The organism is Actinomadura sp. CNU-125, assembly GCF_001942465.1.
Taxonomy (GTDB): Bacteria; Actinomycetota; Actinomycetes; order Streptosporangiales; family Streptosporangiaceae; genus Spirillospora.
Genome location: NZ_MKJY01000063.1, coordinates 1 through 19,904 on the forward strand (window position 1 = coordinate 1; position 19,904 = coordinate 19,904).

The 19,904-nt window shown below is 73.9% G+C and carries 21 protein-coding genes and 3 pseudogenes; 14 read left to right on the forward strand and 10 right to left on the reverse strand.

Annotation, left to right across the window (positions count from 1 at the left end; all coding sequences use genetic code 11):
• The 9 genes and pseudogenes from BJF79_RS65380 to BJF79_RS08950 all read right to left on the reverse strand — a co-directional run.
• Positions 1-265: HEAT repeat domain-containing protein (locus tag BJF79_RS65380; protein ID WP_316043305.1), on the reverse strand; the 265-nt coding region annotated here is incomplete at its 3' end.
• A gap of 11 nt (positions 266-276) precedes the next feature.
• Positions 277-2,412 (reverse strand): annotated as a pseudogene (locus tag BJF79_RS08920) (fumarate reductase/succinate dehydrogenase flavoprotein subunit); the annotation flags it as partial.
• A complete protein-coding gene (locus BJF79_RS59040; protein WP_262401746.1) occupies positions 2,412-2,630 on the reverse strand; it encodes a hypothetical protein in 219 nt (72 codons plus the stop codon). The gene BJF79_RS59040 and the pseudogene BJF79_RS08920, both read right to left, overlap by 1 nt.
• Positions 2,631-2,769: 139 nt before the next feature.
• Positions 2,770-3,198, reverse strand: a pseudogene (locus BJF79_RS65385) (ATP-binding cassette domain-containing protein); the annotation flags it as partial.
• Positions 3,188-4,051, reverse strand: a complete 864-nt coding sequence (locus BJF79_RS08930) for an ABC transporter permease (RefSeq protein WP_083733282.1) — start codon at positions 4,049-4,051, stop codon at positions 3,188-3,190. The gene BJF79_RS08930 and the pseudogene BJF79_RS65385, both read right to left, overlap by 11 nt.
• Entirely contained in the window at positions 4,048-5,493 is a 1,446-nt protein-coding gene (locus BJF79_RS08935) for an ABC transporter substrate-binding protein (RefSeq protein ID WP_075896177.1), read from the reverse strand. Before BJF79_RS08935 ends, BJF79_RS08930 begins: the two co-directional genes overlap by 4 nt.
• A gap of 7 nt (positions 5,494-5,500) precedes the next feature.
• A complete protein-coding gene (locus BJF79_RS08940) occupies positions 5,501-5,728 on the reverse strand; it encodes a ferredoxin family protein (RefSeq protein WP_075896179.1) in 228 nt (75 codons plus the stop codon).
• 27 nt (positions 5,729-5,755) lie between these two features.
• The gene (locus BJF79_RS08945) at positions 5,756-6,511 is read right to left on the reverse strand and encodes a GntR family transcriptional regulator (protein ID WP_262401742.1); all 756 of its coding nucleotides are present in this window, start codon (positions 6,509-6,511) and stop codon (positions 5,756-5,758) included.
• A gap of 216 nt (positions 6,512-6,727) precedes the next feature.
• Complete coding sequence (locus tag BJF79_RS08950) at positions 6,728-7,816, reverse strand: sulfite oxidase (protein WP_075896182.1); 1,089 nt, start codon at positions 7,814-7,816, stop codon at positions 6,728-6,730.
• 162 nt (positions 7,817-7,978) lie between these two features.
• On the opposite strand from BJF79_RS08950, the gene BJF79_RS08955 reads away from it, so the two are divergent.
• The 12 genes and pseudogenes from BJF79_RS08955 (at position 7,979) to BJF79_RS09000 (ending at position 15,836) form a co-directional block, all read left to right on the forward strand.
• The gene (locus tag BJF79_RS08955; protein WP_075896184.1) at positions 7,979-8,980 is read left to right on the forward strand and encodes a sulfate ABC transporter substrate-binding protein; all 1,002 of its coding nucleotides are present in this window, start codon (positions 7,979-7,981) and stop codon (positions 8,978-8,980) included.
• Between the two features lie 7 nt (positions 8,981-8,987).
• On the forward strand, positions 8,988-9,827 hold the full coding sequence (gene cysT, locus BJF79_RS08960; protein WP_083733284.1) for a sulfate ABC transporter permease subunit CysT: 840 nt from the start codon (positions 8,988-8,990) through the stop codon (positions 9,825-9,827).
• Entirely contained in the window at positions 9,820-10,608 is a 789-nt protein-coding gene (locus BJF79_RS08965; protein ID WP_075896186.1) for a sulfate ABC transporter permease, read from the forward strand. Before cysT ends, BJF79_RS08965 begins: the two co-directional genes overlap by 8 nt.
• The gene (locus BJF79_RS08970) at positions 10,608-11,582 is read left to right on the forward strand and encodes a sulfate/molybdate ABC transporter ATP-binding protein (RefSeq protein WP_075896188.1); all 975 of its coding nucleotides are present in this window, start codon (positions 10,608-10,610) and stop codon (positions 11,580-11,582) included. The genes BJF79_RS08965 and BJF79_RS08970 overlap by 1 nt, the downstream gene beginning before the upstream one ends.
• A 24-nt stretch (positions 11,583-11,606) precedes the next feature.
• The gene (locus tag BJF79_RS08975; RefSeq protein WP_075896190.1) at positions 11,607-12,077 is read left to right on the forward strand and encodes an RrF2 family transcriptional regulator; all 471 of its coding nucleotides are present in this window, start codon (positions 11,607-11,609) and stop codon (positions 12,075-12,077) included.
• Between the two features lie 165 nt (positions 12,078-12,242).
• Positions 12,243-12,728 carry a cysteine dioxygenase gene (locus BJF79_RS08980; protein ID WP_075896192.1) on the forward strand — a complete coding sequence of 162 codons (486 nt, stop codon included), beginning with the start codon at positions 12,243-12,245 and terminating at the stop codon, positions 12,726-12,728.
• Positions 12,725-12,901 carry a hypothetical protein gene (locus tag BJF79_RS59050; protein WP_262401743.1) on the forward strand — a complete coding sequence of 59 codons (177 nt, stop codon included), beginning with the start codon at positions 12,725-12,727 and terminating at the stop codon, positions 12,899-12,901. Before BJF79_RS08980 ends, BJF79_RS59050 begins: the two co-directional genes overlap by 4 nt.
• Complete coding sequence (locus BJF79_RS59055) at positions 12,883-13,149, forward strand: rhodanese-like domain-containing protein (RefSeq protein ID WP_262401744.1); 267 nt, start codon at positions 12,883-12,885, stop codon at positions 13,147-13,149. Before BJF79_RS59050 ends, BJF79_RS59055 begins: the two co-directional genes overlap by 19 nt.
• A 232-nt stretch (positions 13,150-13,381) precedes the next feature.
• A pseudogene (locus BJF79_RS65390) lies at positions 13,382-13,666 on the forward strand (LLM class flavin-dependent oxidoreductase); the annotation flags it as partial.
• 41 nt (positions 13,667-13,707) lie between these two features.
• On the forward strand, positions 13,708-14,676 hold the full coding sequence (locus BJF79_RS08990; RefSeq protein ID WP_316043306.1) for an NtaA/DmoA family FMN-dependent monooxygenase: 969 nt from the start codon (positions 13,708-13,710) through the stop codon (positions 14,674-14,676).
• A gap of 27 nt (positions 14,677-14,703) precedes the next feature.
• The gene (locus tag BJF79_RS08995) at positions 14,704-15,240 is read left to right on the forward strand and encodes a flavin reductase family protein (protein ID WP_075896194.1); all 537 of its coding nucleotides are present in this window, start codon (positions 14,704-14,706) and stop codon (positions 15,238-15,240) included.
• Between the two features lie 68 nt (positions 15,241-15,308).
• Positions 15,309-15,836: an NADPH-dependent FMN reductase gene (locus BJF79_RS09000; RefSeq protein WP_075896196.1), complete on the forward strand. Its 528-nt coding sequence runs from the start codon at positions 15,309-15,311 to the stop codon at positions 15,834-15,836.
• 29 nt (positions 15,837-15,865) lie between these two features.
• On the opposite strand, the gene BJF79_RS09005 is transcribed toward BJF79_RS09000, so the two are convergent.
• Positions 15,866-16,264 (reverse strand): hypothetical protein, encoded by a 399-nt coding sequence (locus BJF79_RS09005; protein ID WP_075896198.1) that lies wholly within the window; start codon positions 16,262-16,264, stop codon positions 15,866-15,868.
• 217 nt (positions 16,265-16,481) lie between these two features.
• On the opposite strand from BJF79_RS09005, the gene BJF79_RS09010 reads away from it, so the two are divergent.
• Positions 16,482-17,288: an ABC transporter ATP-binding protein gene (locus tag BJF79_RS09010; protein ID WP_410050061.1), complete on the forward strand. Its 807-nt coding sequence runs from the start codon at positions 16,482-16,484 to the stop codon at positions 17,286-17,288.
• A gap of 3 nt (positions 17,289-17,291) precedes the next feature.
• Entirely contained in the window at positions 17,292-19,820 is a 2,529-nt protein-coding gene (locus BJF79_RS09015) for an FtsX-like permease family protein (protein ID WP_075896202.1), read from the forward strand.
• Positions 19,821-19,904 lie beyond the last annotated feature (84 nt).

Here is a 19,904-nt window from a genome sequence, read left to right on the forward strand (position 1 = left end):
CGGCGGCGGGCAGCCGATCCCGGCCGGCGGCCTCCAGGACGGCGGCCCGGACGAGCGCGTCCTCGTCGCCCGCGAGCGTGGTGAGCAGCGGGCGGCCGAGCGGGTCGCCGAGGGACGCCAGGCCGTGCGCCGCCGCGACGCGCACCTCGCGGGACGCGTCGGTGACGGCGGGGGCGAGCGACTCCGGTCCGCCGCGCGCGACGAGCCCGTCCACCGCCCGCAGCCGGACGCGGTGGTCGGCGTCGTGCAGCGCCTTCTCGAACACCGGCGCTCCCCCAGCCGCAGGACGCGCAGCAGTTCGAGCACCGCGGCCCGGACGAGCGGGTCGGCGGCGTCCAGCGCGGCCGACAGCGCGTCGTGCAGGGCCGCGTCTGCGGGCAGCACCTCGACGAGCTCGCGCAGCGCGGACGCGGCGGCCCGGCGGACCGAACCGTGACCGTCCCCCAGCGCGCGCGCCAGCGCGACGCCGACGCCCTCGGGGACGACCTCGGTGAGCGACGCGACCGCGGCGCGCCGCACCTTGGGGTCGGGGTCGTCGAGGTAGGGCGCGAACGCGTCCGGTCCGGACGCGGTGTCGGCGAGCCGCTGCAGTTCCAGGATGCGCGGCGACCGTCCGATCGCGGGCACCGCCGCACCGCCGTCCGCGCCCCGCCGGACGCCCGCCGCGCGCCGCTCGGGACCGATCGTCCCGAGGACGGCGACCTCCCCGGCCGCGGGCACCGCGAAGCCCTCGACCGGAACCAGGTACGGCTCGACCGGGCGGGTGACGAACTCCATCGCCCCGTCGTCGCGGCGCCGCAGGTTCAGATGGCAGAACCAGGATGCGTCGTCGCGTTCGGGCAGGTCGGCGCGGTCGTGGTAGAGGCCCCAGCGGCTCTCGGAACGGCCCAGCGAGGCGCGCGCGGCCATCTCGGCGCAGTCGCGGATGAACGATACCTCGACGCAGCGCATCAGCTCGTGCGGCGTGCGGGCGCCCATCGCCGCGATCTCGTCCCGCATCCGGTCGAACGTCTCGATGGCGATCTCCAGCTTGCGGGCCGTCTTCGCGGGGGCGACGTAGTCGTTGACGAAGCGGCGCAGCTTGTACTCGACCTGGGTCTGCGGCGGGCCGTCCGGGTGGCGCAGCGGCCGGTAGATCAGCTCGTGCGCGGCGGCGATCTGGGCGTCGTCGGCGGGGCCCGGGGCCAGGTGCGCGGCGGCGTGCTCCCCGGCCAGGTCGCCGTAGACGAACGCGCCGATCATGTAGTTGTGCGGGACGCACGCGAGGTCGCCCGCCGCGTACAGGCCCGGGACGGTCGTGCGCGCGTGCTCGTCCACCCACACCCCGGACGCGGAGTGCCCGCCGCACAGGCCGATCTCCGAGATGTGCATCTCCACGTCGTGGGTGCGGTAGTCGTGCCCGCGCCCCGCGTGGAACGTGCCGCGGGTGGGGCGTTCCGTGCTGTGCAGGATGCCTTCGAGCTCGGTGAGGGTCTCGTCCGGCAGGTGGGTGAGCTTGAGGTAGACGGGTCCGCGCGCCGAGTCGATCTCCCGCTTGACCTCGGCCATCATCTGGCCCGACCAGTAGTCGCAGTCGACGAACCGGTCCCCGGCGGCGTTCACCTGGTAGCCGCCGAACGGGTTCGCGACGTACGCGCACGCGGGCCCGTTGTAGTCCTTGATCAGCGGGTTGATCTGAAAGCACTCGATGCCGCTGAGCTCCGCGCCCGCGTGGTAGGCCATCGAGTGGCCGTCGCCCGCGTTCGTCGGGTTCTCGTAGGTGCCGTACAGGTAGCCGCTGGCCGGCAGGCCGAGCCGTCCGCACGCGCCGGTCGCCAGGACGACCGCCCCGGCGGACACGGTGACGAACTCGCCGGTGCGGGTGTCGAACCCGGCCGCGCCGACCGCCCGTCCCTCGCGGGTGAGGACCCGGACGGGCATCACCCGGTTCTCGATGGTGACCTTCTCGCGGATCGCGCGGCGCCGCAGGACCCGGTAGAGCACCTTCTTGACGTCCTTGCCCTCCGGCATCGGCAGCACGTAGCTGCCCGACCGGTGCACGCGCCGCACGGCGTACTCGCCCTGCGCGTCCTTCTCGAACTTGACGCCGTACCCCTCCAGCCGCTGCACCATGGCGAAGCCGCGAGTGGCGGTCTGGTGGACGGTGCGCTGGTTCACGATCCCGTCGTTGGCGCGGGTGATCTCGGCGACGTAGTCCTCGGGCGTCGCCTTGCCGGGGACGACCGCGTTGTTCACGCCGTCCATGCCCATGGCGAGCGCGCCGGAGTGCCGGACGTGCGCCTTGTCCAGCAGCAGGACGGACGCGCCGCGTTCGGCCGCGGTGATCGCGGCCATCGTCCCGGCGGTGCCGCCGCCGACGACCAGCACGTCGCAGCTCAGCTCGCGGCGTTCGGAGACATCGGGGATGCGCATCAGCGGGTCCCTTCGGAGACGAGTTCGGGTTCGGCGGCGGGCCCGGCGGGGGCCGCGCCGAGTTCGGCGAGGATCCGCTCGCGCAGCCCTTCGGGCGGGCCGCCGGCGCGTTCGGCGCGGGCGGGCAGCGGGAACTCGGCGGTGATCCCGGCGGCGCCGAGCACCGCGACGCGGTCGCCGAGCAGCAGCGCCTCGTCCACGTCGTGGGTGACGAACACGACGGTGGCGGGGGTCGCCCGCGAGGACGCGGCGCAGGAGCCGCTGCATCGCGCCGCGCGTCTGCGCGTCGAGCGCGCCGAACGGCTCGTCCATCAGGATCGCGCGCGGCGCGGCGGCCAGGGTGCGGGCGAGTTGGACGCGCTGCCGCATCCCGCCCGACAGTTCGCGCGGCAACCGTCCGGCCGCGTCGCCGAGGCCGACCCGGTCGAGCCAGTCGCCCGCGACGCGGCGCCGCTCGGCGCGCGGCACGCCGCCGATGGCCGGGGCCAGCTCGACGTTGCGGCGCGCCGTGCGCCACGGCAGCAGCGCGTCCTCCTGGAAGACCAGGGCGCGGTCGCGGGACGGTCCGGTGACCGGCGTCCCGTCGGCGGTGATCCGGCCGGACACCGCCGGGAGCAGCCCGGCCAGCGTGCGCAGCAGCGTCGACTTGCCGCCGCCGGACGCGCGACGACGACGAGGAACTCGCCGGCGCGCACGTCCAGGTTCAGGCCCGCGACCACGGGCGCGCCGCCGTAGCCGACGGAGACGCCGGTCATGCGCAGTTCGAGTCCGGTGGTCACCGGGCACCTCCCTCTCGTCCGGGCAGCCAGCGGGTCGCCCGCCGTCCGGCGAGTTCGACCGCGCCGGAGGTGAGCTGGCCGAGCAGCCCGATGGTGATCATCCCGACGAGCACGCCGGGGTAGTCGACGATCGTGTACGCCTGCCAGGTGCGGTAGCCGACACCGAAGTCGCCGGAGATCATCTCCGCGGAGATGACGCAGATCCACGCGACGCCCATGCCGACCGACAGCCCGCCGAACACGCCGGGCAGCACGCCCGGCAGCACGACCTGGAACAGCACCCGCGCCCGTCCGCCGCCGAGCGTGCGGACGGCGTCCTCCCAGGTGTCGGGCAGCGCCCGCACCGCGTGCCGGGTGCTGACCAGGACGGGGAAGAACGCCGCGGTGAACGTGATGAACACGATCCCCTGCTCGTTCGCGGGGAACAGCAGGATCGCGACCGGCACCAGCGCGATCGCCGGGATCGGCCGGGCCACCTCGAACAGCGGCTGCAGCAGGTCGCTCGCCCAGCGGGACCGCGCCACCAGGACGCCCACCGCGACGCCGACGACCGCGGCGAGCCCGAACCCGCTGAGGATCCGCACCAGGCTCTGCGCCACGTCGGCGTAGAACTGGCCCTGCCGAAGCTGCCGCCCGAACTCGTCCGCGACCTCCACCGGCCCGGGGAACCGGTCGAACCGGACCCACAGCCGCACGTCCGCGGCGGTGAGCAGATGCCACAGGACGAGCGCGCCCGCGAGCGACGCGCCCCGCACCGCCCAGCGCGCCGCGCCGATGGACGAACGCCGCGCCGTCCCGTCCGGCGGGTCCGGCGCCGTCGCGGGGACGGGCGCGGCGTCCCCCTCGGTCACGGCGGTCATGCGCGCTTCACCGCCTCTTCGTAGGAAACGGTCTTCGATCCGGAGTGGGCGTCGATGTACTCGCGCGCCTGCTCGACGGTGGCGAACGGCTCGAACCGCTCGTCCTCGTTCGCCTCCGGGTTCTCCACCCACGTCATCCGGTCGGCGAACCAGCGGGTGCCGGTCGTCGCGTCCGGGACGTACGCGGCGCGGAGCTCGCCGCCGTCCGTCCGGACGTCGCGGACGTTGCGCAGCAGGCACACCGGGCTCGCGGCCGGGCGGGTCGCCTTCTCCCCGGCGACCCACACCTCGCCCGCCTTCGCCGGGTCCCCGGCCTCCTCGTCGCAGACCCGGTCGGTGCCCTTGATCGCCGCGGGGTTCGCGGTGGACGCGACGGCCTCGTCGTATCCGGAGCCGTACGCCTGCCGGATATGGCCGTCGTCGACGAACGACTCCAGGTCGATCGAGCCCTTCAGCACCCCGATCGACTTCAGGAACGGGACGTCGTGGCCCAGCGCCTCGCGCAGCCGCGGCTTGATCGTCGTGTCGAAGGTCGCCACGCCGCCCGCGCCGTTGTAGAGGTACACCGTCTCGGCGGGCAGCCCGGTCTCGGCCGCCACGGACTCGGCGGCCTCCACCGGGTGTTCGTGCAGGTACCGGGTCGCGTCGATCTGCGCGCGCAGGAACGCCCGCAGCACCTCGGGACGTCCCTCGGCCTCCTCGTGCGGCACCACCACGCCGTGGAAGGTGGGCACGTCGAGGGCGCCGCCGTCGTACAGCAGCCGCGCCCCGTTCTGCTGCACCAGCAGCCCCGGCCAGGCGACGAACTGGGCGAGCCCGGCGGCGCTCCCGGCCTGCAGCGCCGACGCGCCCACCGACGGCTCCTGGTTCTCGACGGTGACGTCGTCCGGCTTCAGCCCGTAGTCGCCGAGCGCCTGGACGAGCGTGCCGTGCCCGGCCGACCCGACGCTCGCCGAGATGCTCTTCCCCTTCAGGTCGGCGAGCGAACGGGCGGGCGAGTCCGCCGCGACGACGACGCCGTTCAGCGAGCCGCGCATGTTGTAGCCGGTCACCGACACGAGCTCGGTGCGCGCGTCCGCGCCGAGGCCCTGCGAGCGGGTGCCGTTGATGAGCAGCGGATAGTCGCCCATCGACCCGATGTCGATCTTCCCGGCGAGCATCTGCGCGGTGATCGACGCGCCGGTCTCGTAGTCCTTCCAGACGACCTCGTAGTCGCGCCCGCCGGACTTCCCCAGCTCGCCGAGGCGCTTCTCGAAGTACCCGAGCGAGCGCAGCAGCGTCCCGGCGGTGACGGTGTTGATCGTCTTCGACTGGTACCCGACCACGACGCTCGTCGAGCCGTCCCCGGCGGCGGCGTTCCCGGCCACGGTGCACCCGGCCGCCAGCGCGATCGCCGCGGCGGCGGCCGGGGCCGCGAGGGCCGCTGTCGTCTTCCGTTTCATTGGGTCCTCAACGAAGTAGGTAGGGCATGTTCACGGTGACGGCGCCCGTCGGGCAGCGGTCGGCGCACGGGCCGCAGTACCAGCACTCGTCGACGTGCATGTACGCCTTGCCGGTCTCGGGGTGGACGGCGAGCGCGTCCAGCGGGCAGACGTCGATGCACAGCGTGCAGCCGTCGATGCACAGGGCCTCGTCGACCGTCACCGGGACGTCGGCGCGGTTGTTCACCAGCGACATGGCGGTTCCTCCAGAAGTCGTGCGGGGTCAGGCGGAAGTCGGCCCGCGCCGCGCCGTGCCGCGCAGGGTGATGCGGTCGCCGCGGAGCCGGATGTACTCCAGGTCCACCGGACGCCCGTCGGCGAGGTGCGTCAGCCGTTCGACCATCAGCAGCGCGGCGCCGCGGTGGGCGTCGAGGGTCGCGGCCGAGTGCGGGTCGGCGTTGACCGCCTCGACGGTGAGGTCGGCGCGGCCGAGCCGCTGCCCCGCGATCCGTTCGAGCAGGACGAAGATGTCGTTGCCGGCCAGGTCCTCGTCGAGCAGCGGCTCGCCGAGGTCGCGGACGACGTAGGTCAGGTCGAGCGACAGCGGGTCGCCGTTCAGCCGCCGCAGCCGCTCGATGTAGACGACCCGCTCCCCGTCCGGCACCCGCAGGCGGCGGGCGATCTCGCGCGGCGGATCGGTCAGCCCGGCCGTCCGGACGAGGTTGCCGATCTCGCCGTGCGCGCCGAGCGTCTCGGCGAGGCCGAGCAGGTGCTCCAGCCCGTGCGGGTACTTCGCGGTCGTCACCATCGTGCCGACGCCCGGGCACCGCTCGACCAGCCCCTCGGCGCGCAGCAGCCCGAGGGCGTCGCGGACGGCGTTGCGCGTGGTGCGGAACTCCCGCACCAGGTCGGGCTCCGACGGCAGCGCCCCGGACGGGAACGCGTCGTGGAGGACCTGCCGGCGCAGCACGTCGGCGATCTGCCGGGCCCGGTCCGCCCGCCGCCGCCGGGCGTCCGACAGCGACGGAGGTTCGGGCACCGCGTCGTTCCTGCTCACGGCGAACAACATACTAAATGAGTAGGAATAGTGGAATAGGGTACGGATTCCGCCACCCCCGCTCCGCGCCACACCCCCCGCCACCTGCACCGACACCCGAGCACCCGCCGCATTGCGCCACCCCGCGACGCTCCCCGACGCCGATCCGGGCCGTCGTACCGAACCCGGCCGAACCGGTCGGACCTGGTCGGGGCGGGGTCAGGTGACCTGGACCCGGTGGTGGACGGCGGCGGCGAACAGGTAGCCGTCGTCGTTGGGCTCCGACCGGACGGGCTGGCGGGCGCCCGTCGCGTCGACGGCGCGGGCGGCGAGCACGACCGGGCCCGTCCGGTCCGGACACCACTCCAGGCTCCAGCGGCTCCACGCGGTGTCGCCGTCCCGCAGGCGCGCGGGCCGCCAGCTCGCGCCGCCGTCCACGCTGACCTCGACCCCGTGGACGGGGCCGCGCGGGGACCAGGACCGTCCCGTCAGGACGACCGGACGGCCGAGCGGGACGCGCTCGTCCCATGCGAGTTCGAACGCGCTCTTGGCGACCTGCTCGGTCAGCGCCGGGCCGCCGCCGGGCGGGTGCCCCGGTCCGGACATGCGGTACATGCGGGTGGTCCACGGCGACGGCAGCGGACGGCGCGCGACCTCGATCTCGCCGAGCCACTTGATCGAGGCGATGCCGACCCAGCCGGGCACCACGAGCCGGGCCGGGAAGCCGTGGTCGGGCGGCAGCGGGACCCCGTTCATCTCGTAGGCGATCAGGACGTCGTCCAGCGCCTTGCCGACGGGCAGCGGCCTGCGCACGCGCCCCAGGTTCTCGCCGTCGAGGACGAAGTCCGGATCGAGCCCGGACGCCAGCACGTCGACGGCGTCCGCGCGCAGCCCGGCGCGTTCGAGGACGGCCGCGAGCGGGACCCCGCGCCAGCGTGCGGCGCCGATGCCGCCGAGCCCCCAGGGGATGCCCGGCATGGGCGTGTCCTGCTGGCTCGCGAAGAGGGCGCGGCCGTTGCCCGCGCATTCGATCACCGCGTCGAGGGTGCGGGACGGCATGGCGAGGAGGTCGGCGTACCCGAACTCCACGGCGCGGGCGCGCGTGGGCGCGCCCCGCAGGCCGTCGCCGAACAGGCGCAGCCGCCACGTCCGCGCGTCGATCAGCGGCGTCCGGGTGTGGTCGCGGACGAAGAAGCGGTCGTTCGGCACGAGGAGGCCCGCGCCGCGCATGGCGTCCCAGCGCATCTCGGCGTTGGTGCCGTGCACGGCGAACCGGTCGGGCGGCAGCGCCTTGACGATTCTGCCCATGCTCCCCGACCCGTTCCCCTGCTCGGGGCGTCCATCCATCCGGGTTCTCTGCACAACCCACCACCTTCAACAGGAATTCGCCGTCCGGAGAGTCCGACTTGACGCCTCCACTCCGAAGATCCATGCTATCCCCGTCAAACAAGTAGGAAATATGGAGTTCTCATGCCGGGACGCAAAGTGGGTGCGGGGCTGGTGCTGGCCGCGATCGTCGCGGGGCTGACGGCCTGCGGCGGATCGGGCGACGCGGGCGGCGGCGTCCGGCTGTCGCTGGTGGCCTACTCGACGCCGCAGGCGGCGTACGAGGAGATCATCGAGGAGTACCGGAAGACGCCCGAGGGCGAGAACGTCACGTTCACCAAGTCGTTCGGGTCGTCCGGCGAGCAGACGCGGGCGGTCGCCGCCGGGCTGGAGGCCGACATCGTCGCGCTGTCCCTGGAACCGGACATGACCGAGCTCGTCGAGGCGGGCCTGGTCGCCGAGACCTGGAACAGCGGCCCCCACAAGGGCATGGTCACCGACTCGGTGGTGGTCCTCGCCACCCGGAAGGGCAACCCGAAGAACGTGCAGACCTGGGACGACCTGGTCGAGCCGGGCATCGAGGTGATCACCGCCAACCCGTTCACCTCCGGCGGGGCCCGCTGGAACGTGCTGGCCGGGTACGGCGCGAAGTCGGACGGGGGCGCGAACCGGAAGGCGGGCGTCGACTACCTGTACTCGCTGTTCAAGAACGTGCCCGTGCAGGACTCCAGCGCCCGCAAGTCGCTCCAGACGTTCAGCGGCGGCAAGGGCGACGTGCTGCTGGCCTACGAGAACGAGGCGATCTTCGCCCGGCAGGAGAAGCAGCCGATCGACTACACGGTCCCCGAGTCCACGATCCTGATCGAGAACCCGGTGGCCGTGACGAAGAACAGCGAGCACGCGGCCGAGGCCGAGGCGTTCCTGAAGTTCCTGCGCGGCGAGAAGGCGCAGGAGATCTTCGTCGAGAACGGTTACCGGCCGGTGGTGGAGGGGGTGCCCGGCGCCGAGGGGTTCCCCGCGCCGCCCGGCCTGTTCACCATCGCCGACCTCGGCGGCTGGGAGAAGGTCTCGACGGAGTTCTTCGACCCGAAGGACGGCCTCATGGTCGGCGTCGAGAAGAGCGTCGGCGTCTCGACGGAGGGTTAGAACTCCGTTGTCGACGACCGAAACGACGAGAACGCCCGTCCGTCCGGGCCTGCCGCTCGCGCTCGGGGGGCGCGGCGGCACGGTGCTCGGCCTGGGCACGGCGACGATCTTCATGAGCGCGGTGGTACTGCTGCCGCTGGCCGCCGTGGTGTGGACGGCGGCCGAGCAGGGGCCGGGCGGTTTCTGGGACGCGGTCACCACCCCGGACGCGTGGGCGGCGCTGAAGCTCACGATCGGGCTGTCGCTGGTGGTCTCGCTGATCAACCTGGTGATGGGCACCCTGATCGCGTGGGTGCTGACGCGCGACGACTTCCCCGGCAAGGGCCTGCTCAACCTGCTGATCGACCTGCCGTTCGCGCTGCCCACCATCGTGGCGGGCCTGGTGCTGCTGACCCTGTACGGGCCGGAGAGCCCGCTCGGCCTCACGCTCGCCTACACCAGGGCCGGGCTGGTCGTGGCGCTGCTGTTCGTGACGCTCCCGTTCGTGATCCGCACCGTCCAGCCCGTCCTCCGGGAACTGGACGCGGAGATGGAGCAGGCGGCGGCGTCGCTGGGGGCCGGTCCCTGGACGGTCTTCCGGCGGATCATCCTGCCGAACCTGCTGCCGGCGATGCTCGCCGGGACGGCGCTGGCCTTCACCCGCTCGGTCGCCGAGTTCGGCTCGACCGTGCTGATCTCGGGCAACATCCCGTTCCAGACGCAGGTCGCCGCCGTCCAGGTCTTCGGCCGGATCGAGAGCAACGACACCGCCGGGGCGGCGGCCGTCTCGACCGCGCTGCTGTCGGTCTCGCTGCTGGTGCTGCTGCTGATCGGCCTGGTGAACCGGTGGGGGGCGCGCCGTGGCTAAGTACGCGCTGCGGACGGTCGCGCTGGGATACCTGCTGTTCCTGCTGATCCTCCCGGTCGGGATGATCGCGTGGCGGACGTTCGGCGAGGGCGTCGGGCCGGTCGTCGAGGCGCTGACGTCCCGGTCGGCGCTGCACGCGCTCCGGCTGACGGCCGTGGTCGCGGGCTGGGCCGTCGTGCTCAACACCGTGTTCGGCGTCCTGGCCGCGCTGCTGCTGACCCGGCACCGCTTCCCGGGCCGGGGCCTGTTCGGCGCGCTGATCGACCTGCCGCTCGCGGTGTCCCCGGTGGTGGTCGGGCTGGCGCTGATCCTGGTGTACGGACGGTTCGGCTGGTTCGGCGGCTGGCTGGAGGAGCGGGGCTTCCAGATCATCTTCTCCACGCCGGGCATGGTCCTCGCGACGGTGTTCATCTGCCTGCCGCTGGTCGTGCGCGCGATCGTCCCGGTCCTGGAGGAGCTGGGGGACGAGCAGGAGCAGGCGGCGCGGACGCTGGGGGCGGGCGGCTGGCAGACCTTCCGCCGCGTCACCGTGCCGAGCATCCGGGCCGCCCTCGGCTACGGCATCGTCCTGTCCCTGGCCCGGGCCCTCGGCGAGTACGGCGCGGTCGCCGTCGTCTCCGGACGGGTCGTCGACCAGACCCAGACACTGACCCTGTTCGTCGAGGAGCGCTTCGAGAACTTCGACGTGCAGGCTTCGTACGCCGCCGCGCTCGCGCTGGCGGCGATCGCGATCGCCAGTCTGCTGGCGACCAAGCTCCTACGATCCGAGGACGGCGGCTGATGGCCATCGAGATCCGTGAAGTCAACAAGTCGTTCGGCGGGACCCGGGTACTGCGCGATATCGATCTCGACATCGCGCCCGGCTCGCTGACGGCGCTGCTGGGGCCGAGCGGCGGCGGGAAGTCCACCCTGCTGCGCGTGATCGCGGGGCTGGAGCGGCCCGACTCCGGGCGGGTCGTGATCTCCGGACGGGAGGCGACCCTGCTCCCGCCGCAGCGCCGCGGCGTCGGGTTCGTGTTCCAGCACTACGCGGCGTTCAAGCACATGAGCGTCTTCGACAACGTCGCGTTCGGGCTGAAGATCCGCAAGCGGCCGAAGGCCGAGATCCGCGGGCGCGTCACCGAACTGCTCGAACTCGTCCACCTGGAGCAGTTCGCCTCGCGGCACCCAGCGCAACTGTCCGGCGGGCAGCGGCAGCGGATGGCGCTGGCGCGCGCGCTGGCGGTCGAGCCCGAGGTGCTGCTGCTGGACGAGCCGTTCGGTGCGCTCGACGCGCAGGTGCGGCGGGAGCTGCGGACGTGGCTGCGGCGGCTCCACGACGAGGTGCACGTCACCACCGTCTTCGTCACCCACGACCAGGAGGAGGCGATCGAGGTGGCCGACACGATCGTGGTCCTCGCCGACGGCGCCGTGCAGCAGGCGGGCAGCCCGGGCGACATCTACGACAACCCCGCCTCGCCGTTCGTCATGCGCTTCCTCGGGCCCGTCACCGAGCTGGACGGCGTCCTGCTGCGCCCGCACGACGTCGAGCTGGCGGCCGACGCGGGACCGGACACGAGCCCCGCCACCGTCACCCGGGTGGTCCGGCTCGGTTTCGAGGTCCGGGTCGAGTTCCTGGTCAAGGACGGGGACGGGCGGGAGCACCCGGCGTGGGCGCAGCTCACCCGGGACGCCGCCGACGGGCTCGGCGTCGCGGCGGGGGCGCGGGTCCACGTCCGTCCCGCTCCGCACGCGGCCGCGGCACCGGCGTGCTGACCGAGCCGATCACCGGAGCCGAGCTTGTACATCACCGCCCGCACCAGCTACGCGGTGCGCGCCATGCTCGCCATGGCGGCGATCGAGCCCCAGACGATCAGCACCCCGGCGCTCGCGGAGGCCGAGGAACTGCCGTTCAACTTCCTGCAGACGATCCTCGGCGAGCTGCGCCGCGCCCGGCTCGTCCGCAGCCGGCGCGGGCACGACGGGGGCTACCGGCTGGCCCGGCCGTCCGCCGAGATCACGGTCGGCGAGGTGGTGCGCGCGATGGACACCTCGCTGGCCCGGCTCGACGGCGACGGCGACGCCGCCGAGCGGCTCGCGTCGCCGCGCACGGTGCGGCTCGAAACGCTGTGGCGGGCCGCCGACACCGCCCTGCACCGGGTCCTCGACGAGACGACGCTGGCCGATCTCACGGTCGGCGAGCTGCCCGGCCACGTGCGCGACCTCGCGTCCGCGCCGCCGTCCGGAAGCACAGCCGACTATTCCGATTGACTAAATAGGAAAACCACGTCATGATGCTGAACATGCACCGGGATCTCCCTCTGTGGCGACGACCGCACCTCGACCTCGGACGGCTCGCGAGCGGCCTGTGTCGGCCCGCCCCGTCCGGCGGGGCGCGCGGCGCGGAACGGAACCGAACGGAGAGGACCCCGAGGAATGACGCCGACCACGGCCACGGCTGAGAACACGGCACCGGACGCGGCACCGTCCAGGCTGGAGACGGCGCTGTCCGGCACCGTCGCGGAGCTGGCCGAGAACTGCGACGAGTGGCTGCCGCGCGTGCGGCTCGACCCGCAGGGACGCTGGTACGAGCGGCTGCACCACGACGGCGACCACGAGATCTGGCTGATCAGCTGGCTGCCCGGCCAGTCCACCGGCCTGCACGACCACGGCGGGTCGCGCGGCGCGTTCGCGGTCGCGCTCGGCACGCTGGAGGAACGCGACCTCGGCGCGGCGCGGCACCTGTCGCCGGGCGGTTCCCGCTCGTTCGGCGCCGACTACGTGCACGAGGTCCGCAACGTCTCGGACGCCCCGGCGATCAGCGTCCACGCGTACTCGCCGCCGCTGTCGACCATGAACCGCTACGACCTCGTCGGCGGACGGCTCGTCCGGCTCGTCACCGAGGAGGCGGGCCAGTGGTGACGGGACGGCCGGCGACGCGGACGATCGACGAGGTCCTCGACGCCGCGCGGGCCCGCCTGCGGCGGCTCGACCCCGCGGCGGCGCACGAGGAGTGCGGCGCGGCGCGCTGCTGGTCGACATCCGGCCCGCGGCGCAGCGGGCCGCGGAGGGGCACGTGCCCGGTGCGCTGGTGATCGAGCGGAACGTCCTGGAGTGGCGGCTCGACCCGGCCTGCGCGGCCCGTCTCCCGGAGGCCACCGGCCACGACGTGCGGGTGATCGTCCTCTGCTCGGAGGGGTACACCTCCAGCCTGGCCGCCGCGTCCCTCCAGGATCTCGGCCTGGCACGCGCGACCGACGTCGCCGGCGGGTTCCGCGCCTGGGCGGCCGCCGGGCTGCCCGCCGCCGGACTGACCGGACGGCACGCCCCGCTCCGGGGGTGACCCTGCTGGAGGCACGGACCGAGCAGGCGGTCCGGGCGGTCTCCCCCGGGATGCGGGTCCGGTCCGGCCCAGGCGCGGCGACCGGGCCGGACCCGCACACTTCTTTCAATATTTCCTACTATAAAAGTAGGATTAGCAGGAAATTATGAGACCGCCGCCGGTTCACCCGGCGCGGAAGGAGAGGACCGGACCGATGACCGCGGAACGACGGCTGCACCTCAACGCCTTCCTGATGAGCAACGGACACCACGAGGCGGCGTGGCGGCTCCCGGCGGCCGACCCCTTCGTGACGCACGACGCCGCGTACTTCACCGGGCTCGCGCGGACCGCCGAGCGCGGCCTGCTGGACTCGGTGTTCTTCGCCGACAGCCCCTCGCTCATGGGCGACGTCGGCCGCCGCCCGTCGAGCACGCTGGAACCGACCGTCCTGCTGGCGGCGATGGCGACCGCGACGACGCACATCGGGCTCATCGCGACGGCGTCGACCACCTACAACGACCCGTACAACCTGGCCCGCCGGTTCGCCTCGCTGGACCACATCAGCGGCGGCCGCGCGGGCTGGAACATCGTGACGACCGCGACCCTGGACGCGCGCGCAACTTCGGCCTCGACGAGCTCCCCGCGCACCGCGAGCGGTACGAGCGCGCGGCGGAGTTCGTCGAGGTCGCGCGGCGGCTCTGGGACAGCTGGGCCGACGACGCCGCCGTCGGCGACAAGGCGGCCGGGACATGGGCGGTCGCCGACCGGGTGCGGCCGATCGAGCACGCCGGGCACCACTACCGGGTGCACGGGCCGCTGAACACCGCGCGCCCGCCGCAGGGGCACCCCGTGCTCGTGCAGGCGGGCTCGTCGGAGAACGGCCGCGAGTTCGCCGCCCGGCACGCCGAGGCGATCTTCACCGCGCAGCAGACCCTCGCCGACGCGCGGGCCTTCTACGCGGACGTCAAGCGCCGCGCGGCCGACCTCGGCCGGGACCCCGACCAGGTCAAGATCCTCCCCGGGATCGTCCCGGTCATCGGCGCCACGGAGCGGGAGGCGCGGGCGCTCGAAGCGGAACTCGACCGGCTCATCTCCCCCGAATACGCGCGCCTCCAGCTCGCCGAGACGCTGCGCGTCGACCCCGAACGGCTGCCGCTGGACGCCCGGCTGCCGTCCGACCTGCCCGCCGAGGACGAGATCGAGGGCGCGAAGAGCCGGTACACGCTGATCGTCGAACTCGCCCGGTCGGAGAACCTCACGGTGCGCGAGCTGATCGGACGCCTCGGCGGCGGCCGGGGCCACCGCACCTTCGCCGGCACCCCGGAGCAGATCGCCGACACCATCGAGCACTGGTTCACCGCCGGGGCCGCCGACGGGTTCAACGTCATGCCCGCCGTGCTGCCGTCCGGGCTGGAGCGGTTCGTGGACGACGTCGTCCCGCTCCTCCAGGCGCGGGGCCTGTTCCGGACCGAGTACACCGGCGGCACCCTCCGCGACCACTACGGCCTCCCCCGCCCGGCGAGCCGGTACGCGGTCGCCGCCGGCTGACCCCCGACCGCGAAGGAGAACGCCCAGATGACCACCGCACACGCCGCCCCGTCCGTCGAAGCACCGTCCCCCGAGGCACCGTCCGTCGAGGCGGGGTCGTTCCGGGAGGCGCTCGGACGCCACGCCAGCGGGGTGGTCGCCGTCACCGCGACGGTCGACGGCGAACCCGTCGGGTTCACCGCCACCTCGTTCACCAGCGTCAGCCTCGCCCCGCCGCTGGTCTCCTTCTACATCGCCGACACGTCCGCCACCTGGCCCAAACTCGACCGCGCCCGCGTCTTCGGCGTGCATCTGCTCGCGGAGGGGCAGGCGGGGCTGGCGGCCCGCTTCGCAGCCCGGGGCGCCGACCGGTTCGCCCCGCCGACGGCGTGGCGGCCCGGCCCGCGGGACGTCCCGCTGATCGACGACGCGACCGCCCACCTCATCTGCGACCGGCACGAAACGCACGCCATCGGCGACCACTGGCTCGTCGTCGGGCGCGTCCGGCGGGCGCTGCTGAACCGGCGGGAGTCGCCGCTGCTCTACCACGGGGCGGCGTTCGGCGGATTCGTGCGGCACCCGTGATCCCCCACCGCGTCCCCGCTTCCCCACGCCCCCGCCGTCCCGTCCGTTCCCGGAGGTCCGAGCACGACATGTCCGCCCACGCCCCGTCCACGACCGTCCTCGTCGGCAACCCGCGCCCCTCCTCCCGCACGTCGCTCGCCGCGCTCAGCGCCGCGCGCGCCGCGACGCGCGTCGCGGGCGGCGGGCCGGAACCGCACGTCATCGAGCTGGCCGACCTGGCGCCCCGGCTGTTCCCGGGCGACGACCCGGCCGTGGCCGAGGCGGTGCGGCGGGTCACCGAGACCGACCTGCTGGTCGTGGCGAGCCCGACGTACAAGGCGACCTACACGGGCCTGCTGAAGGCGTTCCTCGACCGGATCGACACCGGCGCCCTCGCGCGGGTCGTCGCCCTGCCGCTGATGGTGGTGGGCTCCCCCGTCCACGCGCTGGCCGTGGAGGTGCACCTGCGCCCGCTCCTGGTGGAGCTGGGCGCGACCGTGGTCACCCCCGGGCTGGCCGTCGCGGAGGGCGACCTGCGCCGGATCGACGAGCTCACGGCGGCGTGGGCGGGACGACTCGGGCGGTGGCTCGGCCCGCGGCGCGAACCCGTCGCGTAGGTAGCGGGCCGCCGCCGTCACGCCGGACGTCACGCCGGGAGGCCGCCGGACCGGTTCCGTGCGGCCGCGTGCACCACGACGGTGACGGTCACCGCACCCGCGAGCAGACCGGCGAACGCCAGGCAGGCCCCGACGAGCCAGAGGCCGGACGAGTCGTCCGACCAGTCGGCGCACAGGGCGACCATCGTGCCGAGGACGGGTCCGGCGACGGCCGCGACGGGGTGCCGGAGGGCCGCAGCGGCGACGGTCAGCGCGATCAGGACCACGATCAGGCCCGCGACCTGCCACACCTGGTACGGGCCGGTCTCGCTGCCGTCCGGCAGGACGTCGCGGTGCTGGTCCCACCCGAGCCAGGCGGCCCAGTTGGCGGCGGCGGCCACCGAGAGGAGCAGGAAGGCGGCCGTTCCGATCGCGATTCGCTTCGTCATACGTCGATGCTCGCCGCGGCGACCGCCCGCCGGACAGAGTACGGATACTCATCTCCGCACGCCGGGACGTACCGGGTACGCGGGTACGCGGGTACGGCGCGTGGTAGTGCCTGCACTACTCCACATGGGCCACAGGCTGCATTGTTGCGGATCGGCGCTCTCCATAGCGTCGAAGGGCGTCGAAAACGGCTCCCTGGAAGGCACCCGCACCATGTCAATGTCCCCAGCCGACATCCCCGTGGCCGGCAACGCCGGTCGCCCCGGTCCCGCCGGTCACCCCGGCGACGCCGTCGGCGTCGAAGGCGTCAGCAAGATCTACGGCGGCGAGCAGCCCGTCACGGCGCTCGACAACGTCGACGCCCGGTTCCGCCGCGGCACGATGACGGCGGTGATGGGGCCGTCCGGCTCCGGCAAGAGCACCATGCTGCACTGCGCGGCGGGCCTGGACCGGCCGACGTCGGGACGGGTCCGGATCGGCGACACCGACCTGTCGTCGATGTCGGAGAAGCAGCTGACGCGGCTCCGCCGCGACCGGGTCGGGTTCATCTTCCAGGCGTTCAACCTGGTGGGCGCGCTGACCGTCGAGCAGAACATCCTGCTGCCGTCGCGGCTGTCGGGCCGCAAGCCGGAGCAGGCGTGGCTCGCCGAGGTGATCGAGCGGGTCGGGCTCGGGCAGCGGCTGCGGCACCGGCCGACGGAGCTGTCCGGCGGCCAGCAGCAGCGGGTCGCGATCGCCCGCGCGCTCGCCACCCGTCCCGAGGTGATCTTCTGCGACGAGCCGACCGGGGCGCTGGACACCCAGACCGCCGCGGAGGTGCTGGCGCTGCTGCGGGCGGTCGTCGACGACACCGGGCAGACCGTCATCATGGTGACCCACGACCCGGTCGCCGCGTCCTACGCCGACCGCGTCATGGTCCTCGCCGACGGCCGCATCGTCACCGACATGCCGCAGCCCGGCGTGCGGGCGATCGCCGAGCAGCTCGCGAACCTCGGCCGCCGTCCCGCCCCGAACCGGGAGGGCTGACCCGTGCTCGGCCTGGCATTGCAGATGCTGCGGTTCCGCAAGGGGACGTTCGTGGCGACGTTCCTCGCCCTCGCCGCCGGGGTCATGATCCTCACGGTGTGCGGGATCCTCGCCGAATCGGGCCTGCGTTACAAGGGGACGCCGCAGCGGTACGGCGACGCGACCGCCGTCGTCGCCCAGCGCGAACTGACCATCACCACCGAGATGTTCGGCGAGACGGAGTCCACCACGCTGCCGCTGCCCGAACGCGGCGGCGTCCCCGGCGAGCTGGCGCGGCGGATCGCGCGGGTGCCCGGCGTCGCGACCGCGGTGGCGGACCGTTCCGTCGCCGCCGTGGTGACGACCGCGCCGGACACGCCCGCCATGGGGCACGGCTGGGGCAGCGCGGCGCTCGCCCCGTACCGGGTCGTGTCGGGGACCGCGCCGCGGGCCGACGGCGAGATCGCCGTGGACGCCCGGCTCGCCGAGTCCGGCGGGCTGCGGCCCGGAAGCACCGCGACGATCGTCACGGGCGGGGCCGCGCACCGGTTCCGGGTGAGCGGCGTCGTCGACGCCGGTGAAATGCCCGGCGTGGCGGCGGCGCTGTTCTTCACCGACGCGCAGGCCGCGCGGTTCGACCCGTCCCCGCGCACCCTCGACGCCGTCGGCGTGCTCGCCGAGAAGGGCGCCGACGACGATGCCGTGCTCGCCGGGGTGCGGAAGGTCGCGGAGGAGGCCGGGGCGACGGCGTACGCCGGGGACGAGCGGGGAATGGCCGAGCAGCCGCAGGTCGGCGCGGCGAAGGACCTGCTCCTGCAGGCCGGCGGCGCGTTCGGCGGCTACGCCGCGATGATCATCGCGTTCGTGGTCGCCGCGACCGTCGGGCTGTCGGTCCGGCACCGCCGCCGCGACCTCGCCCTGCTGCGGGCGATCGCGGCCACCCCCGGCCAGGTGCGCGCGCTGATCCTCGGCGAGGTGGGCATGCTCGCCGTGCTCGCCGCGGTGGTGGGCGTCCCGTCCGGGCTCGCCGCCGCGCGCTGGGTGCAGGGCGAACTGGTCGACCGCGGGTTCGTCCCCGTCGACTTCACGGTGAGCCCGGGGCTGATCGCCGCGCCGGTGGTGATCGCGGCCGTGGCCGCCGTCGCGCTGCTGTCGGCGTGGATCGCCGCGCTGCGCACCACCCGGATCCGCCCCACCGAGGCGCTCGGCGAGGCGGCGGTCGAGCGGGAACTCGGCGGCCGGCTGCGGATCATCTTCGGCGGGGCGTTCCTCGCGGGCGCCGTGATCCTGATCTTCGTCGCCGGGGGCACGAACGGCCAGACGGCCATGGGCGCCGCGGTCGGCATGCTGTACATGTTCGTGCTGGCGGTCGCGCTGCTCGCCCCGTGGATCAACCGGGCCGCCGCCACGTGCTCGGCGCCCTTCCTCCGGGTGATCTGGGGCAACAGCGGCTACCTCGCCGCCGCGAACCTGCGGGCGAACGCCCGCGGCATGGTCGCGGTGCTGACCGCGCTCGTCCTGTCCGTCGGGTTCGGCGGCAGCGTCTGGTTCCTCCAGGACAACCTGCAGCGCCAGACCGTCGAGCAGAACGAGGACGGCACGCTCGCCCGGCACGCCCTCGTCGGTTCCGCCGGGCTGCCCGCGGCCGCCGCCGAGGAAGCCCGCCGGATCCCCGGGGTGACCGCCGCGACCGGCGTGCGCCGCACGTCCGTGATCGTCCCGTTCATGGGCGAGGGCATGGCCGTCGTCGCGCAGGGCATCGACCCGCGGGGCGCGGACAAGACCATGGACCTGGACGTGACGTCGGGCAGCCTCGCCGACCTGCGCGAAGGCACCGTCGCGGTGTCGTCGTCGCAGGCGGACATGTCGAAGTGGGAGATCGGCGGCGACGCGCGGTTCTGGCTCGGCGACGGCACGTCCGTCACGTTCGAGGTCGTCGCGATCTACGAGCGGGGCTTCGGGTTCGGGGACGTCACCCTGCCGAACTCGGCGCTCGCCGGGCACACGATGACCGGGCTCGACGACCACGTCCTGATCGGCACCGCGCCGAACGCGGACGTGGGCCCGGCCCTGGCGCGGCTCGCGCAGAAGTACCCGGGGAGCGCCGTGACCGGCACCGGCGACTTCACCGGTGCGCTCGCGAAGGACATGGAGATCAACTCCTGGCTGAACAAGATGCTGATCGCCGTGCTCGTCGGCTACGCGATCCTCGCCGCCGCCAACACCCTGATCATGGCGGCCCTGGCCCGCACCCGTGAACTGTCGCTGCTGCGCCTGGTCGGGGTAACGAAGGGCCAGGTCAAGCGGATGGTCCACGCCGAACAGGCGACGCTGCTCGGGGTGTCGATCGGGATCGGCGCGCTGATCGCCGCGGTGACCCTCTCCTCGGTCGTCAACGCCGTCGCCGGGCAGCGCGTCCCGTACGTCCCGGCGCTCGGCTGGGTCACGATCATCGGCGGGACCGCGGTGCTCGCGCTGTTCTCCACGATGCTCCCGATCGGCCGGCTGCTGCGCCGCACCCGTCCGGTCGAGGGCATCGGCATCCGCGAGTAGCCCGCCCGTGCGCGCGCGGACGCGCCGGGGCCGCGGGGCCCGGCGCGTCCGGCGCGTCGGCGCGTCCCGCGTCCCGAAGCCCTG

Bases quoted from the DNA above. Each gene is read 5' to 3' on its own strand.
- BJF79_RS08950 (WP_075896182.1), bottom strand. From the start codon at position 7,816: ATGGGCAGAATCGTCAAGGCGCTGCCGCCCGACCGGTTCGCCGTGCAC.
- BJF79_RS08940 (WP_075896179.1), bottom strand. From the start codon at position 5,728: ATGTCGCTGGTGAACAACCGCGCCGACGTCCCGGTGACGGTCGACGAG.
- BJF79_RS09010 (WP_410050061.1), top strand. From the start codon at position 16,482: ATGTCCCCAGCCGACATCCCCGTGGCCGGCAACGCCGGTCGCCCCGGT.
- BJF79_RS09000 (WP_075896196.1), top strand. From the start codon at position 15,309: ATGTCCGCCCACGCCCCGTCCACGACCGTCCTCGTCGGCAACCCGCGC.
- BJF79_RS08970 (WP_075896188.1), top strand. From the start codon at position 10,608: ATGGCCATCGAGATCCGTGAAGTCAACAAGTCGTTCGGCGGGACCCGG.
- BJF79_RS08935 (WP_075896177.1), bottom strand. From the start codon at position 5,493: ATGAAACGGAAGACGACAGCGGCCCTCGCGGCCCCGGCCGCCGCCGCG.
- BJF79_RS08995 (WP_075896194.1), top strand. From the start codon at position 14,704: ATGACCACCGCACACGCCGCCCCGTCCGTCGAAGCACCGTCCCCCGAG.
- BJF79_RS08955 (WP_075896184.1), top strand. From the start codon at position 7,979: ATGCCGGGACGCAAAGTGGGTGCGGGGCTGGTGCTGGCCGCGATCGTC.
- BJF79_RS09005 (WP_075896198.1), bottom strand. From the start codon at position 16,264: ATGACGAAGCGAATCGCGATCGGAACGGCCGCCTTCCTGCTCCTCTCG.
- BJF79_RS08930 (WP_083733282.1), bottom strand. From the start codon at position 4,051: ATGACCGCCGTGACCGAGGGGGACGCCGCGCCCGTCCCCGCGACGGCG.
- BJF79_RS08980 (WP_075896192.1), top strand. From the start codon at position 12,243: ATGACGCCGACCACGGCCACGGCTGAGAACACGGCACCGGACGCGGCA.